Below are 21,999 nucleotides of genomic sequence, written 5' to 3'. Positions count from 1 at the left end.
ACGCCTCCGACATGGGAATCGGGGGAAACCCTCGTCGTGCGTCGCAGATCGCCATCAAAGGGTCTCAGCCACCACACTCCACCAACCGCCGCGCCAAGAACGCCCGTGCCGGCTCCGATCCGTCGAGTCGAAGCGCAGCTCGATACGCCTCGGCCGCCTCGGTGAACCGGCCCGAGCGCCTCAACAGATCTGCGCGGATCGCGGCCGTCGACGACGACCGTGCGAGGCGCGGATCACCGGACACCTCGTCGAGCGCCCGCAGTCCTGCCCGATACCCGTCCCGGAATCCGATTGCCAACGCGCGGTTCGCCTGCGCGACAGGCGAACCCGTCAGGTCCACCACGCGGTCGTACGCCTTGCAGATCAGACCCCAGTCGGTGTCATTCCACGTCGGCGCCGTCGCGTGCGCGGCCGCGATCACTGCCTGCGGCAGGTAGGTGCCCGCCGCACCCTCGGCTCGCCGCAGGCGGCTCAGCCCGCGGGTCATCCGTTCGCGGTCCCAGCGAGCGCGGTCCTGTTCGTCCAGGGGCACCAGTGCACCGGTGGCGTCCACACGCGTCGCGCGACGCGAGTCGTGTAGCAGTACGAGTGCCGAGAGTGCCTGCGCATCGCAAGAGTCCGGTACGAGCGTGCACAGCTCGTCGGCAAGTCGAACGCCTTCGTCGCACAGGTCGTCACGTATCGCCGACGGACCGGCCGTCGACCAGTAGCCCTCGGTGAAGACCGAGTAGATGCATGCCAGGACCTGCGGGGTGCGTTCGGGCAGCAGTTCGAGCGGAGGCACGCGCAGCGGTATGCGCGCGCCTCGGATCTTGCCCTTGGCCCGCGAGATACGGCGCGCGACGGCATCTTCGGACTGCAGCAGTGCGCGGGCGATCTGCGGCACAGTGAGCCCCGAGATCAAGCGAAGTGTCAATGCCAGCTGGGACGCCGGTTCCAAGGCCGGGTGCGCGCAGGTAAACATCATCCGCAGTTCGTCGTCGCGGACGGGGTGAACCTCCGCCGAGTCCATCGCCGCCCACCTTCCGTCGAGCGCCGCTTCGACCTCCCGGCGCGGCCTCGTCGACTCGCGTCGCATCCGGTCCAGTGCACGGTTGCGCGCCACGCTGATCACCCACGCGCCCGGACGCTCCGGTGGGCCGTCACGCGGCCAGGTTCGCAACGCCTCGGCAAAGGCCTCCGCAACGGCGTCCTCGGCGACGTCGAGATCGCCAGACCACCGAGCGATCGCCGCGACGGCCGGACCCCACTCCCGCCGAAAGACGCCGTCTAGCTCAGTCATTCGCCTCCGGTCAGAGGCCCCCGACGTCGGCGAGACGTCGCAGCTCGACCGCCGTCGCAGGAATCATCGACGCCAACTTCACCGCTTCGTTGCGGTCGGCGGCGCGCAGGACGTAGAAGCCGTTGGCCACCTCGGCTCCCTCTGCGTACGGCCCGTCGGTGAAGGTCGCTCGCCCGTCTCGGACCCGAACCGTCGTAGCGGTGCTCGGCGGATGCAGCGCAGCACCGGCAAGGATGTGGTCACCAACGGTCTTGCCGAACTCCTCGTGCTGACGGGCCCCGCTGACCCACTCGTCGGAGTCGGGCGCGTACGCCGTCTCGGCCGGTTCGAGGAGAAGTGCGAGCCAGTCGTCACGGATCCGATCGGCCGGCTGGTTCCACTCCACCATGGGCCACACCTCGACTCCGCCGGACGCGCACGCGGGGATCTGACGAGCCAGCTCCAGGGCGTCGTCGAGGTTCTCGGCCTGCATGACGTAGTACCCGCCTGCCACCTCGGCGCCCTCGGCGAAGGGCCCGTCGGTGACGGTTGGTGCGTCGGGTCCGCCGGTGATGCGCACCGCCGACGCTGCCGAGGTGAGGGCATCGCCGGCGCGGAGCGCGGGGCCGGCGGCGGCGTGAAACTCCACGTACGCACGCATGATCGCGGCTTCGGTGGCGGCGTCGGGCTGCTCGGTCGGCTCCGGGCCCAGCAGCAGTGCGAAGTAGTGCATGTGTCGTACCTCCGATCAGCGAGCGAGACCCTGCGCCTCACTCTCTACACCTACGACGAACCGACGCGGACGGATCGGACACGCCCCGCGAAAAATCGTCGGTGAACTCTCGCCGTTTTCGTCACCTCGACGGGCGCACGGGTGTAACCGTTGACGGATGCGTCAGACAGCCAAGGCGGTCGTTCTCGCCTTCATCGCGTTGCTCGGTTCGATCGCCCTCACCATCGGCTCCGCCTTCTCGGCTGCCCTCGCCTTCGGTGCCATCGGCCTCCTCGTTCCGGGCACTGGCACCCCGAACGGCAACACCGTCTCGGATTACTTGGAGAACGCCCGCGACTGGTACATGCAGGGCACCGCATGCAACAGCGAAGCGAATTGCGGAACGGTCGCGGAGGGCAGCCCCGACCCCACGTTGGTGGGCATCGACTACCCGGCCTCGTTCTGGCCACTGAAGATCTTTCCGTCCTGGTGCCGGTCCGGTCCCGACGGCTGCGACAAATGGGACGTTTCCGTCGACAAGGGCGTGTTGGGGCTCTCGACCGCTCTGGACGCCGCGTTCGCCACCCCGGGCACTCCCGGCGTGCGCGACATCGTCGTCTTCGGGTATTCCCAGGGCGGCGACGTCGTCTCCACGACGCTCAACGAATACGGACTGACCGAAGAACAGAAGGCCCGGCTCGACGTCGTCACCATCGGTGGCATCGAGAACCCCGACGGCGGCCTGTGGCAGCGGCTCGGCTTCCTGCGGTACGTCCCCATCCTGGACGTGACCCTCGGGCCGCCCATGCCGGTCGATCCCAACATCAAGACGACGACCTTCGGCTTCGAATACGACCCCGTGGTCTACGCGCCGCGGTACTGGGGGAACCCGTTCGCGATGCTCAACGCCATCGCCGCGTTCGACAACGTGCACGGTGAGTACCTGTCACCGAACGGCAACGGCCCCACCGACACCCTGCCGTACGGCTACACGCCGGCGACGTTGGCGCCTCACCTGGAGTGCAACCTCGGAGTGAACTGCCGTCTCGACAGCGCCGGCAACGAATACATCATGATCCCTGCGACGTCGTTGCCGATCATGAACCTGGTGATGTCCCTGACGCCGGGTGCGTTGAAGCCACTGGTCAAGCCGATCGTCGACCTGATCTCCCCGGCGTACAAGGTGCTCGCCGACCTGGGTTACGACTGGTCGGGCAACCCCGGCACCCCGACGCCACTGTCGATTCTGCCGTTCAACCCGTTCCAGAACTGGGGCGCGGTCGGCGTGAAGTTGGTCGCCGCGGTGATCCAGGGCATCCAGGACGCCATCAACGGTGGCCCCACCCTTTCTACGCCTGCGCCGCTCACCGAGACGGCATCCACGTTGGCCGCGCGTTCGATTGCGCCGCAAGGCGTCGAGGAAGCGGAGGTTGCCGAGGTGATGGCAGGAGCAACCGTCACGGAACTGTCATCGGTGAGGAAGTCGACACCGGAGGCACCCGCCGAAGGCACGCCGACTTCCTCGGTGGCGAGTGCAGCACCGTCGACCGAGCCAGTCGTCGAAGCGAGTCCGGTCGAGCAGTCCGAGACGAACGGCAACGACCAGACGCCGGCGCACGAGGCCGTCGAGGACGACGCGACGGTCGACGATGCCGCCGGCACCAAGCACGACGAGGAAGCCGACTCGAAGGGCGACGACGTCAAGGACACGTCCGCTGTCACCAAGGACGACGAGAAGGATGCGAGCGAACAGTCCGAGCCGCAGAAGTCCGAGCCGCAGAGGTCCGAGCCGTCCAAGTCCGATGACTCCAAGGACGGCGACGACGGCAGCACCGCCGGCTCGGAGGACAAGAAGGCCGCCTGAGCGAGTATCAACCGCGAGGAACCAGCACGGTGGCCACCAACGCCCGGTGGTCGGTGCCCGGAATGGTGATCGTCGCGGTCGAGACGCCAGTGGCGTTTCGGGTGAGCACATGGTCGAGGCCCATGACCGGTGGGAAACGCCGATTGCTCGGAAAGGTGAACTGCCGCCCCGCGCCCGCCTGCTCGGAGGCGTCGCGGTAGCCGTCTTTCAGCAGGCGGCGAAACGGACGCATGTCGACCGTCGCGTTGAAGTCGCCCGCGATGATGACGGAGCCCCCGCCTGCCTGCGCCGCGAGTGTGGTCAAGACGCCCGGGAAGGCGTCGAAGTCCCGATGCCATCCCTCGATCGGGCGTGGCCACGGTGAGTCCAGATGTACCGCAGCGACGATGGGATCGGTTCGCACACCGTCGATTTCGAGACGCGTCGTGACCATGGCTCGTTGCAACCCGGAGATCGGAGCGGACCCCGAGATCGGATGCCTGCTGAAGATGCCTGCCCCCGCGGCCATGGGGCGAGGCTCGATCGCGTGGTGCGGAAACGCTCGATCGACGCCCGCCTGCTGCAGTCGCCGAAGTGCTTCCGGGGTCAGTTCCTGGACCATCAGGACGTCGGCTTGTCGACTCGCGGTCGCGACGATCGACGCCGCGTTGGCACGCCCGTAGAGCATGTTGATGGTCATCACGCGGACGGTGACCGACGACTCGGGGGGTGGGTCGGCCACGTACAGCGGCACCTGCACCGCGATGGTGATGACGGTGAGGATCGCGGCCACTGCGCTGAGCGCCCAACGCCGAGCGAGCGACAACACGACCAGTGCCACTGGCGCCGCGATGGCGAGGAACGGTGCCGCGACCGAAGCGAACACCAGCGGCTGCGTGGGCAGGGGTGCGTACCGGATGGCCAGCGCAGCGCCTGCGATGATCATCGACAGCACGCCGACGACGGTGGCGATCATCCGCCCCGCGGTTCCGCGACGTCTCATGCCTCGCCGCCCGAGGACGCGCGGCCCTCGACGTATCGTTCGACGTAATCTGCCAGTGCCGTATCGGCTTTCGCAGGCGTGAAACCCGCAGCGGTGATCTTGGCCAGGTCCAACTCGCTGTTCCCCGGCCGTGGGGCGACGGGGCCTGAGGCCCGCGCGAAGTAGTCCCGCGTGCTGACGCCGGTGACACGACTCGGATCGTGGCCGGCGAGCGCGAAGGTGGAGCGAGCGACGTCGGCCCAGGTCGTCGTCGCGCCTGCTCCGGTCACGTTGTAGACGCCGTACGGCGCGCGCCTTCGAGCGAGGTACCCGATGGCACGGGCCAAGTCGGTGGTGAAGGTGAGCCGGCCCCGTTGGTCGTCGACGACGGCGGGGTCGATGCCGCGCTCCGCCAGCGACAACATGGTCGAGACGAAGTTCCGACCGTCGCCGATGACCCAGGACGTGCGCACGACGTAGTGGTGGGGGACCGTTGCGACCACGTAGTCGGCGGCCGCCTTCGTCTGCCCGTACACGCTCAGCGGTGCGACGGGGTCGTCCTCGGTGTAGGCCCGCGTGGCGGTGCCGTCGAACACGTAGTCGCTCGACACGTGAATCAACGTGATGGCGTGCTCGGTGGCGATACGCGCCAGTGCGGTGGTGCCTGCGACGTTGACTGCCCAGGCCGACGCACGGCCTTCCGGCGTCTCCGCCGCGTCGACGGCGGTGTAGGCCGCGGCGTTGACGATGGTGTCGTAGTCGGTCCAGCGGCGGGCGTCGACGAGCGAGCCGGACGTCAGGTCGATGTCGGCGCGCTCTGCGAACTCGACGTGTGCCGAGCCTTCGTGGGCCACGCGCAGCGCCCGGCCGAGTTGCCCTCCCGCACCGACGACCAGGGTCTTGCGAGGTGGGAGGTCACCGGCCACCGTCGGTCACTGGCCGCACGATCACCGACCCCTTTCCAACAGCTCCAGTAGGTACGCGCCGTAGCCGGACTTCGTCGACTCCGCAGCACGCGCACGCAGCTCGTCGTCGGTCAGAAAGCCCTGCCGCCAGCCGATCTCCTCGGGTACGCCGATCTTGAGTCCGGTTCGCCGCTCCATGGTGCGGACGAAGTCGGCGGCATCGGTCATCTGGTCGAACGTGCCGGTGTCCAACCACGCGGTCCCCCGCGGCAGCACCTCGACCCCGAGTCGGCCTTGCCGCAGGTACTCCCGGTTGACGTCGGTGATCTCGTATTCACCTCTGGCGCTGGGCGCCAAGTCGCGAGCAATTGCGATCACGTCGTTGTCGTAGAAGTAGAGACCCGGCACCGCGTAGTTGCTTCTGGGGTTCTTGGGCTTCTCCTCGATCGAGGTCACCAGACCGCTCGCGTCGAAGTCGACCACGCCGTAGGCCGACGGTTCGGCAACCCAGTAGGCGAAGATCGCCCCGCCGTCGACGTCGGTGAAGCGCTTCAGTTGAGTGCCCAGCCCCGGTCCGTAGAGGAGGTTGTCACCCAGGACGAGCGCAACCTTCTCCGTCCCGATGAAGTCGGAACCGATGGTGAACGCCCGCGCGAGTCCGTCCGGCGAGGACTGCGTCGCGAAGGTGATGGAGATTCCGAATCGAGACCCGTCGCCGAGCAGTCGTTGGAAGCTCGCAGCGTCGTGCGGGGTCGTGATCACGAGGATGTCCTGAATTCCGGCGAGCATCAGCGTGGACAACGGGTAGTAGACCATCGGCTTGTCGTAGACCGGGATCATCTGCTTCGACGTTCCCAGCGTGATCGGATGCAGTCGGGTCCCCGAACCCCCGGCCAAGATGATCCCCCGCACGGAGTCATCGTGGCATAGGTCGGGGGGAAACGCTCACGGCCCGCGTGTGCAGATTTCGAGTATCGGAGGTAGCAGTTCGGCGATCCGAGCGCCGACGGTGGTGAAGACGTCGGCGTCTCGGCCGATCGGATCGGCGATGTCCGTACGGTCGATGGGGGAGAGCTGGGGTCGAAGCGCCGCTAGGTCGTCGACGTCGCGCGCGCCGTGATGGGACACGAGTCGAGCGGCTTCGCTCATGGTGAAGGTTCTCTTGAGTTGGCGCGGCGCGAGTTCGAGCACGGCGTCTCGGTGCGCCCTCGTCATGGTGAGAATCAGGTCGGCGTCGCCGGCCAATCGTGGGGTCAGTTGCCGTGCGGCGAAGTTCGACGTGTCACCGCCGAGCCCCGACAACACGCGCGCCGCCTCGTCGTGGATCGGATGGCCAAGCACCGCACGGGTTCCCGCGCTGGACGTCCGCAGATCCGTGATCCCCGACCGCGCGCCGTAGGCGATGGCGAGTCGCTCGGCTGTAGGTGAGCGACAGATGTTCCCAGTGCAGACGAATAGAACGTGCAGGAGATCCCCCTCGGCTAGGCACCCAGGATATCGGGATCGGTCCGATCAGTAGGCGCCCTTGCGAGCGAACACGACGTGCGGTGTCTTGGCGATGATTCGGACATCCCACATCAGCGACCACGACCGGACGTAGACGGAGTCGAGGTGCTGCAGATCGGCATAGGTCAGGTCGCTGCGGCCGCACACCTGCCAGAGTCCGGTGATGCCCGGCTTGACGTCCAGGCGGGCCAGTCCGGCACCATCGATGCGGTCGGATTCCTCTGCGGGCAGAGGTCGCGGGCCGACCAGGGACATCTCGCCCCTGACAACGTTGATGAGCTGGGGGAGTTCGTCGAGACTCGTCTTGCGGATGAAGGCCCCCACCCGGGTGACCCTCGGATCGTTGGCCATCTTGAACAGCGGTCCGTCGACCTCGTTGAGCTGTGCCACCGTGTTGCGCTGTTGCCACGCGTCGGCCGTCATCGAGCGGAACTTGAAGATGCTGAACGGCCTACCACCGCGGCCAATGCGCTCCTGCCGGAAGAACACCGGCCCAGGGCTGTCGAGCTTGATGGCGACTGCGATGACGAGCAGTACGGGAGCCGCGGCTATCAGCGCACACGTCGCAAGCGTCATGTCGATGAGCCGCTTCATGATTCGCGCCCGCGGCCCAAGGGATGCCGTTGGCAGGTGCATGAGGGTCAGCCCCTGGAGTTCCTCTGCTTCGCTACGCCAGTTGTGCAGTTCGAAGTAGCGCGGGATCTCCGATACCGGTACCTGGCCCTGGAGTTGGCGAAGCGCCTCGAGGACGATGGCATCGCTGGTGTTCGGGAAGCCGACGATGACGCGGTCGATCTGGTACGCCGCACAGACCGCCTGCAAGTCGGCGAGACCGCCGAGCAGGGGAGTGCCCGGCGCGGCATTGTCGTCGACGTGACCGACGACCAGCGTGTCCGGGCATCGTTGCAGCCGAGACGTCAGGCGCTCGGAGATGGGGCCCGTTCCGATCACCAGGATCCGGCTCACGGCCGGGTCGAACATCTTGACGACCAGTCGTCGGCCAAAGGGGACGAGGACCGCGGCGGGCAGTGTCATCGCCACGGCTGCGGTCAGGGTCATCGAGCGCCCGCCGCCGAGGACGAACGCGTCCGCGGCAAGGGCGAGTAGCGCCGCGGTCGGTAGGCATCGCGCGATGACTGCGGGCCGCCACCACTCGCTCGGTCGCAGCCGTGCTGCGGGGCGTCGGTACAGCCCGTGAACGTGTAGTGCGACCGCCATTGCGATGGAGGCGAGCAATACCTCTCGGATACCGAGGTTTCCGGCGCGCACCGCGCTGATGTGGCTCAGCACCACCGCGCCCAGGCACGCCGAAGCCGCTGCGGTGACGAGGTCGGCGGCCTGCAGTGAGTAGCGATGCTGAAGGCCAACGTGTTGTGCCTGCTGGGTATCGCGGTTCGGGGCGTGTGCCGTCGGCGAGAAGCGCCTGCTCGCAAAGGACGTCTGCGGGCGTTTTGGCGGTAGTTCAATGGTCATGCGGCCCCCCCAAGGACTATCAAATGCGTTGTCACCAGCCGAATCCGACCAGCCGTAGGCCCGATCCGGCGAAACTGTGTTCTGGCAGGCAGTTCCGCCCATCGACCACGAGATTGCCGCGCATGGCGCGACGAAGGCTGTCGGGGTCGATGGCGCGGAACTCCGGCCATTCCGTGGTCACCACCACGGCGTCGACCCGGTCGGCCGCCTCGTAGACGTCGCGCGTCAGTCGTATCGCCGCGAACTCGTCCGGCAGCGACTTCACGACGGGGTCGAACGCGGACACGACGGCGCCGACGGCGAGCAGTCTGCGGGCGATGTCGAGGGCAGGAGCGTCGCGGAGATCGTCGGTGCCGGGTTTGAAGGTCAACCCCAGCAGTGCAATTCGGCGACCCTTCAGCATGTGCAGTTCGCGCTGGAGTTTGCGAACGGCGCTCTCGCGCTGTGCGGTGTTGATGCCAACGGTGGCCTGCAGCATCGACGGCGTGTAGCCGTACTCCTGGCTCGACGAGATCAGCGCTGCGACGTCCTTGCCGAAACACGAACCGCCCCATCCGACACCGGGGTTCAGGAAGGCGTTTCCGACGCGGTGGTCGGCTCCGATTGCGGGTAGAACCTGACGCACGTCGGCACCGAACAACTCGCACATCTGTGCCATCTCGTTGGCGAAGCTGATCTTGGTGGCCAGAAAGGCGTTGGCCGCGTACTTGATCATCTCGGCCGATGCCAGTTCCGTGGTGATCAGTGCTGGATGAACCTCCCGGCGGCCGGCCTCGAACGACTGATCGAGCACCGGCTGGTACAGCTCGGCGACGCGGGTGACGTCCTCGCTCGAACCGCCCAGCACGATGCGATCCGGGTACAGGAAGTCGTCGATGGCGCAGCCCTCACGAAGGAACTCCGGGTTCGACACCACGTGAAAGGAGAGTTCGCGGTTCCCTTCGAGGGCGTCCTCCAGGATCGTCCGAGTCCAGTTTCCGGATCCCACGGGAACGGTGGACTTGTTGACGATCACGACGTTGGGGCGCAGGTATGGCGCCAGCGACTGGATTGCACTCTCGAGCTGTGCCAGGTCGGGTGACCCGTCGGGGCCGGGTGGGGTTCCCACGCAGAGGAACACGAACTCCGCGTCGGACAGTGCCTCAGCCGGGTCATCGGTGAACGCGAGCCGTCCCGAGGACAACGTCGCCTTGAGGATCTCGGGGAGCCCGGGCTCGACGAACGGCGCCTGCCCGTTGTTCAACTGTCCCGCGCGCGCGGAGTCGCTGTCCAAGCCGCAGACGTCGTGGCCGAGGAAGGCAAGACAGGTGGACGTGACTGCCCCTACGTATCCGGTGCCGATCACGGCCACCTTGTGGCGGCGCTGGGTGGCGTTTCCTGGATTGAGCGCGGCAGGAGAGAAGGTGGGCTGATCGTCGGCGGCCCGATCTCGGAACCAGGAGATGGTCTTCGTGAGGCCCGTTACGACGTCGACCGCCGGCTCCCAATGCAGTTCGGTGCGGGCCAGAGTGATGTCGGGCTGACGCTGCGACGGATCGTCGGTGGGGCGGTCGACGAATTCCAGCGGGCTCGTGGACCCCGTGAGTTCGCGGATGAGTTCCGCCAGTTCGAGGATCGTCATCTCATGCGGGTTGCCGACGTTGACCGGCCCGGCCAGATCGGAGAACAGCAGTCGCAGCGCCCCGTCGACGAGGTCGTCGACATGGCAGAGCGATCGCGTCTGGCTGCCGTCGCCTTGGACGGTCATGGGGGCGCCCGACAGTGCCTGCGTGACGAAGTTCGGGATCGCGCGACCATCGTTCGGACGCATTCTCGGACCGTAGGTATTGAAGATCCGCATGATGGCGGTGTTGACGCCGTGCATCTTGCGGTACGACACGGTGAGTGCCTCGGCGAATCGCTTCGCTTCGTCGTAGCAGGCTCGTGGCCCCACCGGATTGACGTTGCCCCAATAGTTTTCAGGCTGCGGGTGGACCAGGGGGTCACCGTAGGTCTCCGAGGTGGACGCCAGTAGGTAGCGAGCGCCCTTCTCCTTGGCCAGGCCGAGGGTGTGCAGCGTTCCGAGCGAGCCGACCTTCAACGTCTGAATCGGCAGCTCGGCATAGTCGATCGGTGACGCCGGCGACGCGAAGTGCAGGACGTAGTCAACGGTCCCCGGAATCGAAATATAGTCGCTGACATCGACTTTCATCAAACGGAAACCGTCGTGCCCCTGCAGGTGCGCGACGTTGTCTGCGCTTCCGGTCACGAAGTTGTCGAGGCACACGACGTCGACTCCCTGGGCGAGCAGGCGTTCGGCGAGATGCGAGCCGACGAATCCCGCGCCACCGGTCAGTACCGCACGTTTTCGCATGTCTCCCCTTATGATTCAGTACTCAAGACCAACTGTTCTCCTCAATGACATCGATCGCTAAAGGCGTCCTAGAGCTGTCATCCCGCGTTGCCGCCTCGGTCGTAAAAGGCGTTGCAGCGAGGTAGAGGGCCTGCGGAAGCGCGCAAATACCACTAGAGATCCCCCGCTTTCGATTCACTGCGTGGAGCCCTCAGTGATTCGGCTCACGCCCCTGTGGCCTGAGGCTAGCACCGACGGATGGGCCCAGCAACCTGAATTGTTATCTTCGTCAAAACTAGGCGGTACCTGCGACGACGTGGGTTTCAGTACTATTGGTATGTGTCAAAATGGTCGATAAGCAGCAAGTATGTGCGGTCAGCTCGTATTTACCGCCTGCGTGAATATTTGGTCCGTATTTCGAGTTTCAGCAAACTATCGGATCGTCTTTCGCCGCCGCTGTTCAAGCGACGTCCGGGCTAGGGTGCCGGGGTCGGCAAGGGGTCCATCTGGTGATCGGTCGCATACGAGTCGTGACGATTTGATGCGGCAGTTCCGTTTAGCCCCATGGTGGTAGGCATTCAGCGGCATGAACGGCAAGTGAGTTGTACTGTCACGCCATGGCTGTAGATCGAGTCTCGATACTGAGCTTGCACTACCCGCCGGACGCCACGGGCATAGCGCCCTACGCTGGGGCGCTCGCGGCCGGCCTTGAGGCTCGTCATCACCGCGTGTCCGCGTACGTCGCGCATCCCTTCTATCCCGAGTGGAGGATCCGCAAGGGATACGGTCAATGGAGCAGAACCGAGAACGTCGATGGCGTAGCCGTTCATCGCGTGCGCCATTACGTACCTAGGCCACCGAGAGGTATTCGCCGACTGGTGTCGGAGCTTAGTTTCGGCGCGAGGTTGTTGTTTTGCAGATTCGGTTCCGACTCGGTTGTCGTTGCCGTTTCGCCAGCCCTATTCGCCACTGCAATGGTTGCGCTGCGAATTCGGTTGATGCGGTCGCGTCCGAGGTTAGTCGTATGGGTGCAGGACATATACACGCTTGGATTGGCGGAAACCAAGGAGGGTGGCGGTCTCACGGCGCTCGTCACGAAATTCGTCGAGAGATTCGCGCTTTCTGCCGCAGATAGTGTGGTGGCGATCCACGCGAGGTTTGCTGAGTACTTGGTCGCGGCCCTCGGGGTCGATGCTGAACGCATTTCGATCATCCAGAATTGGACCCACCTCGCGCCCGCGCCTGAGATGTCGCGTCGGGACGCCAGAGCGGCTCTGGGATGGCCCACCGACGTGCGTCTGATCGTCCACACCGGGAACATGGGGGCGAAGCAGGGGTTGGAGAACGTAGTGGAGGCGGCGCGACTGGCAGATCGCGATGGGGCTCCGGTGAAGTTCGTCCTGGTGGGTGACGGTGGTGAGCGGGCGCGACTCGAGGAGCTAGCGGCCGGTATCGAACGGATCCAGTTCGTGGACCCATTGGACGAGGTGGATTACCGGCGTGCGCTGGCTGCCGCTGACTGTCTCTTGGTCAACGAGCTTCCGGGAGTCGCCACGATGGCAGTCCCGAGCAAGCTCACGTCTTACTTCGCCGCTTCCCGGCCGGTCCTCGCCGCCACCGACCCCACGGGCATCACTGCCGGTGAGGTCGAACGTGCGGGTGCAGGTGTCGCGGTGCCCGCAGGCGAACCGCGGGTGCTCCTCGATACCGCGCTTGACCTGGTTGAAGATGTCGATGCAGCGGTCGTTTACGGAAGTGCTGGACGGCGCTACTGCCAGGATGCTCTGGGCGCTGAGGCGGCCTTGGACGCGTTCGATCGAGTGATACGCGACGTTGCGGCGAGGCGTGCGGACCGGTTCGCGGTGCAAAGGAGCATCGCGACGTCGAACGGCTAGTCGCGGGCGCCTCGGCGGTCGCGCTACCGCCGGTGAGGCCGGGCCTGGTCTAGCTGCCGGTGTAGGTGCAGAGTTCGGTGCGTTCGCACAGGCTGATGCACCACTCGGTGGCGTCGTCGGACGTCTCGCAGATGGAGGAATCCTTCGTGATGTTCGCGGCGCGCTTCGCGTCGAGCTTCGCTTGTTGACCCGCAGGAGTCGTCACCGAGTTGCCCGCGTCTCCGGCTGTCGCCACCGTCGCGTTGCAGTTGAGGTAGACGAGAGCTTGTTCCTTATTGCTGCTGTTGAGCTGCCAGTGGGTGACGATGCACTTGTCCCTTTCGAGCTGGTCGCCGACGACGGTCGCGATGACGACCTCCGAGCCAGTTTCGCTGAGGTATTCGGATGCATCCGCATAAGTCTGTCCGCTGATCGCGTCGGCCGAAGCCAATCCAGAGCCCTGCATGACGACGAGCATGGCTGTCGCGCTCATTACGACGGCTCCGCGTGCAACGATTCTTCTCATGAAGCCGGCCCTTCCGAATCATCTGGGACGCTTAGCCCAAGGTGGGCCGCAGCTGGTGGTTACGTTACCCGAATCCAGCACTGCCCGTCCTTCATTGAGAATGTGCCTTGTCATTTTGCTGCGTAATGGATGGTGTCATCGATGAGGTATGTCCTGTGATGCTTGCTGTGGTTTGATTCAAGATGAGGAGCGTGCGCCGAGAGCACTCAATGCCGGTTTTTGAAGAGTCAAGTACGCAACCCGGTGACGGTCGGTTCACGAGACCCGGAAACGGGCTCCAATGGTTGGAGGGACGGCTGATGGCGCCAGATGCAGAGCAGCGTGCGGTCGAGCACGCGCAGGACATCGCACACGGGGATGGCCATGACTACACGATTGGCAGCCCCCACCTACGCCATGCCGCGCTGAGGAAGCGCATCGACGCTCGCATCAGCGGTGCAGTCGAGGAGATCGTCAAGCGTCAGGGTGGTTGCGCCGTGCTCGAGATCGGAGCTGGACACGGTTCGTTCACGGATACGGTTCTGGCATCTGGTGGTTCGGCGACTGTCACCGAGATGTCAAGAGCCAGCTATGAATACCTTGACGCGAAGTTCTCCGGCAACACGTCCGTGCGCGTCGTGTACGACGCAGATGGCAACGCTCCCTTCGATGACGGTGCACAGTATGACCTCATTCTGTTGATCTCCGTCATTCACCACATACCCGATTACGTCGATGTGACGACGAGGCTGTGCGACAACGTCCTTCGGCCGGGTGGCACTGTCGTGACGTTCCAGGACCCGGTCTGGTACCCACGACAGAAGCGCTGGCACAGGGCGCTGACGTGGGGTTCCTACTTTGCGTGGCGGGTATTCCAGGGAGAACTCAGACGCGGACTCGCAACCAGGTGGCGTCGCGTGCGCGGTGTCTACTCCGATTCGAACCCGTCCGATCTCGTCGAATATCACGTGGTGCGTCAGGGCGTCGACGATCACGCTTTACAAGACTTGTTCAACGAGCGCTTCGCCAATGTCGAAGTGGATCGGTACTTCTCGACACAGTCTCCGCAGCTCCAGAGTTTGGGTGGAAATCTGTTCCCATGCAACACCTTCGGGATCGTTGCACGCGGCCACGGGCAGTAGTTGACCAGCAGGTCCGGTCTGTCGGCCTCCATGCGACTTCGTACTAGGGAGTCAGCCGGTCGCCAGTTGCGTCGCAAGGACGGCGAGCTGTTCCTGGGACTCAGCGAGTGACCTGGTGAACGCTCGTCTCGACTCTCGCGACGCAGCGCACGACCCCGTCGCGCCGATCAACGCCGGCAGCGTTTCCTGGACGAACGTGTCCTTGCTCAGGGCAAGTATGCCGGGACTGCCAGCCAACTGCTCGGGTATCGACCCCTGCCGGGTCGACACGCACACCGCACCTGCTGCCATCGCCTCGTAGAGAACCAACGGCACCGACTCGTGGACGTACCGCGACGGAAAGACGAAGTGCGTGATGTCGCCGTAGAAGGCATGTTTCGCGTCCCCCGACAGCGGTCCGCGATACTCGAAGAGGGCCCCGAGTTCCCGTGCGGCGCGGCTGAGGTGCCGGCGCGCCTCCACGTCGGTGGTGGGGCCGCCGACAATGAGACGAGCCGGCGTGCGGGCATTCTTGAGTGCCAGCGCAAGGTCGACGACTTCAGCGATCCCCTTGTCCAAGTAGAGGTTGCTCAGGTGGCCGAGCACCAGCTGGCTACGGTCTGCCCTCAGGGGTACGTCGAGCAGCGTCGTGTCCACCAGTGCGGCGTTGCCGACGATCAGAGTGCGCCGAATCTCCGGCATGACCGCTTTCAGATCCCGCGCCATGGATTTGGCGAGCACGATGTGATGTGCGCGCGGTCCCGCGACTCGCGCCAGCGCGACCATCCGAGGCTTTCGTTCCCGGACGTAGCAGTACGAGTGGTGATGTAGGAACACCCGCGCCCGGAACAGCCGGGCCACCGCAGCCGTCGCCGTCGTCAGCCACATGCCATGGTCTGCCTTGACCGCTATGTACACCGCCCGCGAACCCGGAATGGACCGCCACGCGCGCACCGATCGACCAACTCCGACGAAGCGCCCCAGCCGTCCGCCGGTCTGCCCCTCGCCGATGTCTGCTACCCGCATTTTCGCGAACTGCGGTGTTAGTTTCCCGACGACATGGCTCATCACCACCGACTGCCCGTTCACCGGCGGAGGCATCGGACCGATGAGCGTGACCCTCATGCCGCGCTCGACGACGCAATTCATCCGGCCTGCGTCTGGCCCCGGGCACTCGACGCGAAGAATACGGCGTCTGCCTGCAACAGCTGCCCGGACTTCGGGTCGGCGAAAACGGGATCGAGGCCCATGAGCGTCATCCCCATCGCTTCAGCGCGGTCCAGCCCCTCTCTGTACGTCATGGCTCCGCCGTAGAGCGGCACCAACGAGAGTTCCAGCTGAAGGCCGATGATCGTGCCATCTGCGAACAGCTCGGCCGCGCCGTCGAGTACCGCACGCTCGTAACCCTGAACGTCGACTTTCAAGAAGGTGCGGCTGTCTCGGCCGATGCCGAGCTGGGGGAGGAGGGTGTCGAGGCGCTCCTGGCGCACGGTTTCGCTACCGACGTAACGCGATGTCGGCTCCACATTCGTGTGGGTTTCCAGCATCGGCAGTACCGAACTGGAGAGACCGTCGTTGCCGGAGACGTTGATCGTCACCTCGCTCTTCACATCGCCGACGGCGCACTGCACTGTGTCCCAGTTGCCGTCGTTGGTCGCCTTGCGCTGAACCGAGGTGAAGGGCGCTTCCAACGGTTCGAAGGAGATGATTCGTCCGGCGTACCCGAGTCCTCGGATGGCAGTGGCGAACCCGCCATCATTGGCGCCGACGTCCACCACGCAATCCACGCGATGGTGCTCCAGTAATCGCGCCGTACGTGCCAGCGGGCTACTCAGGGGATAACGCACCACGTCAATGCCGTAGCGATTGACCAAGTTTCGTAGCTCGTGTTTCAGCCTCATCGCGGGTCGGGGCGCGGTGCCGAGTGCAAGGAATTCACGCCCTCACCTCCTCTTGTCTCGTGGTCCTGTGCGTCTCGTTGGGCCTGTCCAGCGCGCACCGGTGACGCCTACTCGTGCCGCACGTAGATGAGGTTCTCCCCCGAGAGCATCATCTGAAAGGCGAGGCGGCCCATCGTTTCCTGCAGGTGGCGGCTGGTATGCCGGTCTGGATACTTCCAGTCGTGTGGCTCGATCATGATGGCGTACGCCTTCTCGACCCATTCAGTGCCCGATGCGAAGAGATCTTCCTCGAAGCCCTCGATGTCGATCTTGACGATGAGGAGTTCGTGATCTGGGCCGCGGCGCTCCAGGATCTCCGCGACCGTGACGACGGGCACGCCGCCGTCGACCGACCTGGTCGCGGTGTAGGACACGCTGGCCATGTCCGCCGTGTCGAGGCAAACATGGCCAGGCGCACCGCCAATCGCTCCCGTGATCACTTCGACCGCGTACCCCTCGGTGTTCAAGCGGCACATGCGAGCGTTGTCGGCGTCGGGTTCGACGGCGACGATGCTCGCCTCCGGATACTCGCGTGCGAACCAACGGGCAGAAGCGCCGTTGTTCGCTCCCAAGTCCAGGATCAGTGGACGATGCCCACGACCCAGGATGTCGCGGTACGCCTGCAACAGGCGAGCATGTTGCGGAAACTGACTGGTGTCGTACTGCAACCAGCTGAACACCTGGCTCACGACCGCTGGATCGGCCGACCGGGGCCGTAGCGCGATGTTGCCGACATCCTTGACGCGAACGAGAAACTCGCGCTTGTCGCGTCGGTGAAGATGCCGAGCCTGATACGACAACCCGAGCCGCTGCAGGTCTTTGGCGTACCACAGCGCCTTCGTCTTCAGCATTGCTCTCGAAGTCACCTGAGTGGCCCCCATTCTCCCGTGCACATCACACTAGTTATCCGCCCCGTCCGAGGTGGACTGAACGACGGTTTGGGTCGGGCAGATCGGCCCCCACGTGGCGTCGATACGCCTGCGAAGGCGGTGCGCCGTTGCCCATCGGTCGCCGGAATGGTGGGGCGTCAACCGGACCGCCGGTCGATGAAGGCGCGGACCGTCGCCTTGGGCAGGAGCCCGCACCACGACACGATGCCGGCTAAGGCGATCCATCCCACGGCTAGTGCGGAATTGGCTGCAAAGGAACCGCTCTGGGTCAGCACTCCGATGCCATAGGAGACGATGAGAAGCACACCCGAAAGGATGACGGGCGGCCACGGTACAGCGGATCCCGGAATGGAACGGCCCACGAAGACAGGGTAGGCAACGTTGCTGACGAGCCGCATGACGATGATCGCGACGAGTGCTGTGGCGATGTCTTGGCTTACCGCAAACGCAATGCATCCGGCAGCGATTCCGCCTGCACTACTGAACAATCCGACCAACACCTTCGGCGCGATGCGCATCGTGACGTCGAGGATCTGTCCATCGACCCGGATCAAGGTCAGCTGCAGCCCGGCCACGATGAAGAGAGCGTTCAGGGTCGTGCCGAGGAACTGATCACTGCCGACCCACAGCGCGACGAACGTCCCGTTGAACGCCAGAATGGCACCGCTGCCGAGCACTGCCACTCCGATGACCAAATGCCGGACGGATCTGGCCAACTCGGCGGCCTCGGTCATCTTCGTTGCGCCAAGCTGAGAACCAAGCTTGGGCATGAACCCGCTAGCGGTGACGAGTGCAATCGACAGGACGAACTGCATCACGAATGTGGTGAAGGTGTACTGGGTGACCGCGACGGCGCCGACCATGACGCTGAGAACGATGAGTTCGCAGGTGAGGAAGAGCTTGTCGACCAAGACCCAGCCGATCGTCCACGAGCTGTACCCGAGGACCCTGCGCAGGTCGGGCCTGGTAGGCCGTGAAACGCCCCACCAGGGCACCGCACGCCGGGCAACCAATAGGGTGCATGCAGCGTTGACGACCGCGGTCGCGAGCACGATCACGGCCAGCGACCACAACGGACCGCCGGAGAACGCAACGATGATGATCGCGCCGTTGCTGACGACGAAGGCCGCCGTCGTGACGAGCATCGACTTGTAGCCCTGGTTGACTCCGACCAGAACCGAGTCGGGGATGGCGAGCAGTCCGGCGAGGACGGTGTTCGCAGCGAGGATCGCTGCGGTGGTGTACGCCACGGTGCGAGCGTCGTCCGGAATTCCCTTGATGAGCAGGGGTGTCGCAAAGGCCAACGCCGCGGCTGCGAGAGCCGCCATGGGAAGCCATCGAACCCACACGATGACCGCTGCGCCCACGTCGCGACGCCTCTCGGCATCGGTAAGCGTCGTCCTGCTGGCCACGATCCACTTCAAGGCCTGCGCGGCGCGACCGTCCGCGACCGTCGCGAAGTCGAGGTAGCGCTGCAGCGACCTCCATACGCCGAACATCACGGGACCGAGCGCGCCGAGCAGAAGGGGGTTGACGATGAAGCCCACCGCCGCAACGACGAGGAAGTTCAGGTAGTAAGCGCCGAGATTGCGACGGGTGTCAGAGTCCACGACAGACGCCTTGGTCTTCGCCGGTCTCGACGCCAGCCGGAGGGGTCCGGCGTCGCCCCGCATCGGTCATGAACGAGTCTGGCCCCGGCCGATTCGATCCAGTCGAAGCGCCCGATCGTTCTCCCTTGCAACGACGTCCGCGAAGGCATCGACATACGCTGCCACGACCCTGTCTGGACTCGACGCTCTCAGGACGCCGCGCGCGAATGAGTAGGCATGCTCCACCATCTCGGCCCCAGACGTCCAGGCTGCGCTGATGACCTCCGCGGCTTCGTCTGCGGTCGCATCGAGGCGCACGTAGAACGGGTAGTCCGCCCCGAGCAGCGCCCGGTGCTCCGGAATGTCCGATACGACGGCCGGCAGGCCGACTGCCACGGCTTCCATCACGACGTTTGGCATGCCCTCGTTGAGGCTGAAGGACAGGAGCACCCGTGCAGCCGCCATCAGTGTTGGTACGTCGCTCCGAAACCCAAGCAAATGGACCCGACTTTCCATGCCGGCACTCACTGCGATTCGTCTCACGTCTTGGTCATGTGTTCCACTTCCCACGACGACGAGCTTGGATTGTGGATGCACCCCGGCGAATCGGGTGAACGCCGCGGTCATCGCACTGACGTTCTTCTGGCGTTCGAGCCGGCCGACGAACAAGCAGTCGACCGATGGTGTTCCATCGTCAGCAGTTGCGGGTGGCAACTGGGATTCGAGCACCATGTTGGGAATAACCATCACTCGGCCCCGGGGTGCGAGGGACTCCCACAACTCACTGCCAGGGCGTGAGTTCGCGATGATCGCCGCGGCCCCACGACTGCCGAAGCGTTTCCTGACGTTGTAGACCGCCTCGTCGGGGTAGGTAGACCCGCGCTCGGTGAGCACCCAGGGCACTCGCCGAATTACCCGGGTGGCCGCGTACGACCAAATGTCGGCCGGATGAAGCCAGGAAATCAGTAGATCCGGTCGAAGACGGCGCAGTGTGCGGATCACGAAGACGAGCGACCTGGGGTCTGCGAAGTTCCTCACTTCGGTGCGGTGCACGCGCAGTCGAGCCAGTTCGAGAGAGGACTCGTGTTGTCCAGGACCGAGAAGTATCAAGTGCAAGTCGATTTCCGTCGTGTGCTGAAGTGCGTTCAGCAGCGCGACGCATTGTCGTTGTGCACCCCCGTCTCCGAGGTTCGCGATGAAGAAGCAGACCCTCATCTGCAACCTTCGGCAGGGTGCGCGTCATGACGAATACGGCTCGAGGGATAGCCGAAACTTCGGCAGACCTCGTCGTCGCGGTGGGTCACGTGCGCGGCCGGACGGTCGTCACACTGCCCAGTTGTCGCTGAAAGTACTGCCCGGTGAGGTCGGGCTTGACGAGCACGGCGCGTGGCTGAACGTACAGACCCGGTTCGGCGAGATTGCCTGCGACGGTCGCGCCCATCCCGACGACGACGCGATCTCCCACCACTGAGCCCGGGGTCACGTTCACGTTGGAAGACAACAGGCAATATTCACCGATCTCGATCGAGTCATAGGTCTGGTCTGAGGTCACCCAGGAGATGCCGTGAGTGAGGAGGGTCGATCGCTCGCCGGCGATCGTGCTGTACGCGCCTACCCGCACACCACCGGTGCAATCAACGTAATGCCTTGACGTGATCGATGATTGTGGGCCCAAGGTCAGCGTTCCGGACCCGCCCGCTTGCCGCATGTGACCCGATGCAGTGAACCAATTCCACTGGCCTAGGCGAACGTCGTCCCCGCACTCGAGGCCGGCCAAATTCCGAAACACGTTGAACGGTCCGATGCTGACGCCGTCGCTCAAGCGTGCCTGCTCTACCGCCACGACGAGGCATGAACCGATTCGAACGTCGTGGCCGATGGTCCACCCCATGCGGCGGAGCGCAGCGTTCTTGAGACGGCTAGCCGGTAGTAGACCGACGATGGCCACCAAGGCTGAACGAAGCGTCATGGTCAGTCCTTCCTCGAAGTCATGTCGCTCGGGTATCAAGCGCCAGTGATGCGAACGATCCGCTGCATCAAGCGAGGAATTGCTCCTGCCCGACTCGAAATACGCAGGGGCAACACTTTACCCACGGGAGACGTCGGCCGGGCTCTATCGGACACCTCGTATCCGGCCGACCAACGCGGTCGGTGCAGTATCGGCGGCTACCCCTTGGCCGGGCGTTGCGAGTACGCCCACATGCTCAAGAACTCGGGATAGCGAGCAGTTTCGGCAGTGCCCTTGTTCGCATAGTGCTCCACCATCACGACGTCGGAGCCCGAAACGGTGTCGGCAATGGTGGTGGCGGGAAGGTCAACCGCCCCGAGAGCGTCGGCGATCTCGCGGTCGGTGAGTGTCACGAACCGTGATCCAGTCTTCGCATCGTCACCTGGCAGCGTGAGGTAGGCGATGCCTGCATCGGGATCGAGGAACACCGCGGTCTCCCACACCGTCGCGCCGTCGAAGGCGGGGGGCGAGAATGTCCCCGATTTGACGACCTTGAGGTGCTGCGATCCGCTGCCGCCACCATCGCTCACCCACCATTGCCACGCACCGGTGGTGGTACTGAAGGTGATGTGACCAGGCGTCTTTGGCACCGGACCTGCCGCCTCGTAGACGTCGGCCCATGCCGCTAGCGTCGTGTAACCCTGGCCAGCCGTACCCTCGCTCGCGTCAACGGTGAAACTGGCACCGTAAGCGTGACAGTCGCCGTCGAGCCGGGCCTGGTAGTAATTCGCGAAGTTCCTCGAATCCCCCGGCGCGGGAAGTTCCCCGTGTACGAGTCTGCCGTCCACGATCTGTGGCTTGCGTCCGTTCATGGACTGAAGGACGTAGTCCACTGGCTCGCCGGAATCAAGGATCGGTGGTGGGTCGCCGTTCGGCTTCGTCGTGAAGTCAACGGACGAATACTCGAAGGTCTCTTCGTTGCGATCGCCACCACAGCCGACGAGCAGCAACACCGTGCAGACGATCGCCAGAACCGACTTGATGAGACGGATCTGGTTTCCGCCAGTTTTGACTGGTTGGCCCTGGGATCGAAGTCTCCACCGGGGCCTCGCTGGGTC

At 64.8% G+C, this 21,999-nt stretch carries 19 protein-coding genes; 3 read left to right on the top strand and 16 right to left on the bottom strand.

Translation table 11 applies throughout. From position 1 onward, the window contains the following. Positions 1-64: 64 nt before the first annotated feature. Both G6N61_RS13835 and G6N61_RS13830 read right to left on the bottom strand, forming a co-directional pair. Entirely contained in the window at positions 65-1,282 is a 1,218-nt protein-coding gene (locus G6N61_RS13835; RefSeq protein ID WP_163919048.1) for an RNA polymerase sigma factor, read from the bottom strand. A 10-nt stretch (positions 1,283-1,292) separates the two neighbouring features. Beyond that, entirely contained in the window at positions 1,293-1,994 is a 702-nt protein-coding gene (locus G6N61_RS13830) for a YciI family protein (RefSeq protein ID WP_163919047.1), read from the bottom strand. A 157-nt stretch (positions 1,995-2,151) separates the two neighbouring features. Here G6N61_RS13830 and G6N61_RS13825 point away from each other — a divergent pair, with 157 nt between their 5' ends. Then, positions 2,152-3,837 carry a PE-PPE domain-containing protein gene (locus G6N61_RS13825; RefSeq protein ID WP_163919046.1) on the top strand — a complete coding sequence of 562 codons (1,686 nt, stop codon included), beginning with the start codon at positions 2,152-2,154 and terminating at the stop codon, positions 3,835-3,837. Positions 3,838-3,844: 7 nt separating this feature from the next. Here G6N61_RS13825 and G6N61_RS13820 read toward each other — a convergent pair whose 3' ends face one another. The 6 genes from G6N61_RS13820 to G6N61_RS13795 are packed head-to-tail and all read right to left on the bottom strand — an operon-like array spanning position 3,845 to position 11,035. Beyond that, a complete protein-coding gene (locus G6N61_RS13820; protein ID WP_163919045.1) occupies positions 3,845-4,819 on the bottom strand; it encodes an endonuclease/exonuclease/phosphatase family protein in 975 nt (324 codons plus the stop codon). Next, complete coding sequence (locus G6N61_RS13815) at positions 4,816-5,724, bottom strand: SDR family oxidoreductase (protein WP_163919044.1); 909 nt, start codon at positions 5,722-5,724, stop codon at positions 4,816-4,818. Before G6N61_RS13815 ends, G6N61_RS13820 begins: the two co-directional genes overlap by 4 nt. A gap of 21 nt (positions 5,725-5,745) precedes the next feature. After that, positions 5,746-6,615 carry a glucose-1-phosphate thymidylyltransferase RfbA gene (gene rfbA, locus G6N61_RS13810; protein WP_163919043.1) on the bottom strand — a complete coding sequence of 290 codons (870 nt, stop codon included), beginning with the start codon at positions 6,613-6,615 and terminating at the stop codon, positions 5,746-5,748. A 33-nt stretch (positions 6,616-6,648) separates the two neighbouring features. Beyond that, positions 6,649-7,170 carry an arsenate reductase/protein-tyrosine-phosphatase family protein gene (locus tag G6N61_RS13805; protein ID WP_163924808.1) on the bottom strand — a complete coding sequence of 174 codons (522 nt, stop codon included), beginning with the start codon at positions 7,168-7,170 and terminating at the stop codon, positions 6,649-6,651. Between the two features lie 45 nt (positions 7,171-7,215). Then, positions 7,216-8,682: a sugar transferase gene (locus G6N61_RS13800; protein ID WP_163919042.1), complete on the bottom strand. Its 1,467-nt coding sequence runs from the start codon at positions 8,680-8,682 to the stop codon at positions 7,216-7,218. A 31-nt stretch (positions 8,683-8,713) separates the two neighbouring features. Continuing rightward, entirely contained in the window at positions 8,714-11,035 is a 2,322-nt protein-coding gene (locus tag G6N61_RS13795) for a UDP-glucuronate decarboxylase (protein WP_163919041.1), read from the bottom strand. Positions 11,036-11,631: 596 nt separating this feature from the next. Here G6N61_RS13795 and G6N61_RS13790 point away from each other — a divergent pair. Then, complete coding sequence (locus G6N61_RS13790) at positions 11,632-12,909, top strand: glycosyltransferase (protein WP_163919040.1); 1,278 nt, start codon at positions 11,632-11,634, stop codon at positions 12,907-12,909. 49 nt (positions 12,910-12,958) lie between these two features. Here the strand turns inward: G6N61_RS13790 and G6N61_RS13785 are convergent, their stop codons facing one another. Beyond that, positions 12,959-13,366, bottom strand: coding sequence for a hypothetical protein (locus tag G6N61_RS13785; protein WP_179973622.1), 408 nt, complete (start codon positions 13,364-13,366; stop codon positions 12,959-12,961). 347 nt (positions 13,367-13,713) lie between these two features. On the opposite strand from G6N61_RS13785, the gene G6N61_RS13780 reads away from it, so the two are divergent. Next, positions 13,714-14,535 (top strand): class I SAM-dependent methyltransferase, encoded by an 822-nt coding sequence (locus tag G6N61_RS13780; RefSeq protein ID WP_163919039.1) that lies wholly within the window; start codon positions 13,714-13,716, stop codon positions 14,533-14,535. 51 nt (positions 14,536-14,586) lie between these two features. Here the strand turns inward: G6N61_RS13780 and G6N61_RS13775 are convergent, their stop codons facing one another. From G6N61_RS13775 to G6N61_RS13745, 7 genes are all read right to left on the bottom strand, one after another. Then, positions 14,587-15,639, bottom strand: coding sequence for a glycosyltransferase family 4 protein (locus G6N61_RS13775; RefSeq protein ID WP_163919038.1), 1,053 nt, complete (start codon positions 15,637-15,639; stop codon positions 14,587-14,589). Positions 15,640-15,659: 20 nt separating this feature from the next. Beyond that, a complete protein-coding gene (locus G6N61_RS13770) occupies positions 15,660-16,388 on the bottom strand; it encodes an FkbM family methyltransferase (RefSeq protein ID WP_163919037.1) in 729 nt (242 codons plus the stop codon). A 134-nt stretch (positions 16,389-16,522) separates the two neighbouring features. Beyond that, positions 16,523-17,305: an FkbM family methyltransferase gene (locus G6N61_RS13765; protein WP_163919036.1), complete on the bottom strand. Its 783-nt coding sequence runs from the start codon at positions 17,303-17,305 to the stop codon at positions 16,523-16,525. Between the two features lie 176 nt (positions 17,306-17,481). Beyond that, entirely contained in the window at positions 17,482-18,954 is a 1,473-nt protein-coding gene (locus tag G6N61_RS13760; protein WP_163919035.1) for a lipopolysaccharide biosynthesis protein, read from the bottom strand. A 66-nt stretch (positions 18,955-19,020) separates the two neighbouring features. Continuing rightward, entirely contained in the window at positions 19,021-20,148 is a 1,128-nt protein-coding gene (locus G6N61_RS13755; protein ID WP_163919034.1) for a glycosyltransferase, read from the bottom strand. A gap of 85 nt (positions 20,149-20,233) precedes the next feature. Further along, positions 20,234-20,824 (bottom strand): acyltransferase, encoded by a 591-nt coding sequence (locus G6N61_RS13750; protein ID WP_163919033.1) that lies wholly within the window; start codon positions 20,822-20,824, stop codon positions 20,234-20,236. Positions 20,825-21,099: 275 nt separating this feature from the next. Continuing rightward, a complete protein-coding gene (locus G6N61_RS13745; protein WP_163919032.1) occupies positions 21,100-21,891 on the bottom strand; it encodes a hypothetical protein in 792 nt (263 codons plus the stop codon). Between the last annotated feature and the right edge of the window lie 108 nt (positions 21,892-21,999).

The sequence above is a fragment of the Mycolicibacterium arabiense genome (assembly GCF_010731815.2).
Classification (GTDB): Bacteria; Actinomycetota; Actinomycetes; order Mycobacteriales; family Mycobacteriaceae; genus Mycobacterium; species Mycobacterium arabiense.
Note: the sequence above shows the minus strand (reverse complement) of the source record. Positions and strands in the feature narration are given on the sequence as shown.

What these genes read in the sequence shown, in the direction of transcription:
- G6N61_RS13800 (WP_163919042.1), bottom strand. Translation starts at nt 8,682, where the DNA reads ATGACCATTGAACTACCGCCAAAACGCCCGCAGACGTCCTTTGCGAGC.
- G6N61_RS13825 (WP_163919046.1), top strand. Translation starts at nt 2,152, where the DNA reads ATGCGTCAGACAGCCAAGGCGGTCGTTCTCGCCTTCATCGCGTTGCTC.
- G6N61_RS13785 (WP_179973622.1), bottom strand. Translation starts at nt 13,366, where the DNA reads ATGCTCGTCGTCATGCAGGGCTCTGGATTGGCTTCGGCCGACGCGATC.
- G6N61_RS13830 (WP_163919047.1), bottom strand. Translation starts at nt 1,994, where the DNA reads ATGCACTACTTCGCACTGCTGCTGGGCCCGGAGCCGACCGAGCAGCCC.
- G6N61_RS13835 (WP_163919048.1), bottom strand. Translation starts at nt 1,282, where the DNA reads ATGACTGAGCTAGACGGCGTCTTTCGGCGGGAGTGGGGTCCGGCCGTC.
- G6N61_RS13820 (WP_163919045.1), bottom strand. Translation starts at nt 4,819, where the DNA reads ATGAGACGTCGCGGAACCGCGGGGCGGATGATCGCCACCGTCGTCGGC.
- G6N61_RS13755 (WP_163919034.1), bottom strand. Translation starts at nt 20,148, where the DNA reads ATGAGGGTCTGCTTCTTCATCGCGAACCTCGGAGACGGGGGTGCACAA.
- G6N61_RS13775 (WP_163919038.1), bottom strand. Translation starts at nt 15,639, where the DNA reads ATGAGGGTCACGCTCATCGGTCCGATGCCTCCGCCGGTGAACGGGCAG.
- G6N61_RS13780 (WP_163919039.1), top strand. Translation starts at nt 13,714, where the DNA reads ATGGCGCCAGATGCAGAGCAGCGTGCGGTCGAGCACGCGCAGGACATC.
- G6N61_RS13795 (WP_163919041.1), bottom strand. Translation starts at nt 11,035, where the DNA reads ATGCGAAAACGTGCGGTACTGACCGGTGGCGCGGGATTCGTCGGCTCG.
- G6N61_RS13790 (WP_163919040.1), top strand. Translation starts at nt 11,632, where the DNA reads ATGGCTGTAGATCGAGTCTCGATACTGAGCTTGCACTACCCGCCGGAC.
- G6N61_RS13750 (WP_163919033.1), bottom strand. Translation starts at nt 20,824, where the DNA reads ATGGGGTGGACCATCGGCCACGACGTTCGAATCGGTTCATGCCTCGTC.
- G6N61_RS13765 (WP_163919036.1), bottom strand. Translation starts at nt 17,305, where the DNA reads ATGCTGAAGACGAAGGCGCTGTGGTACGCCAAAGACCTGCAGCGGCTC.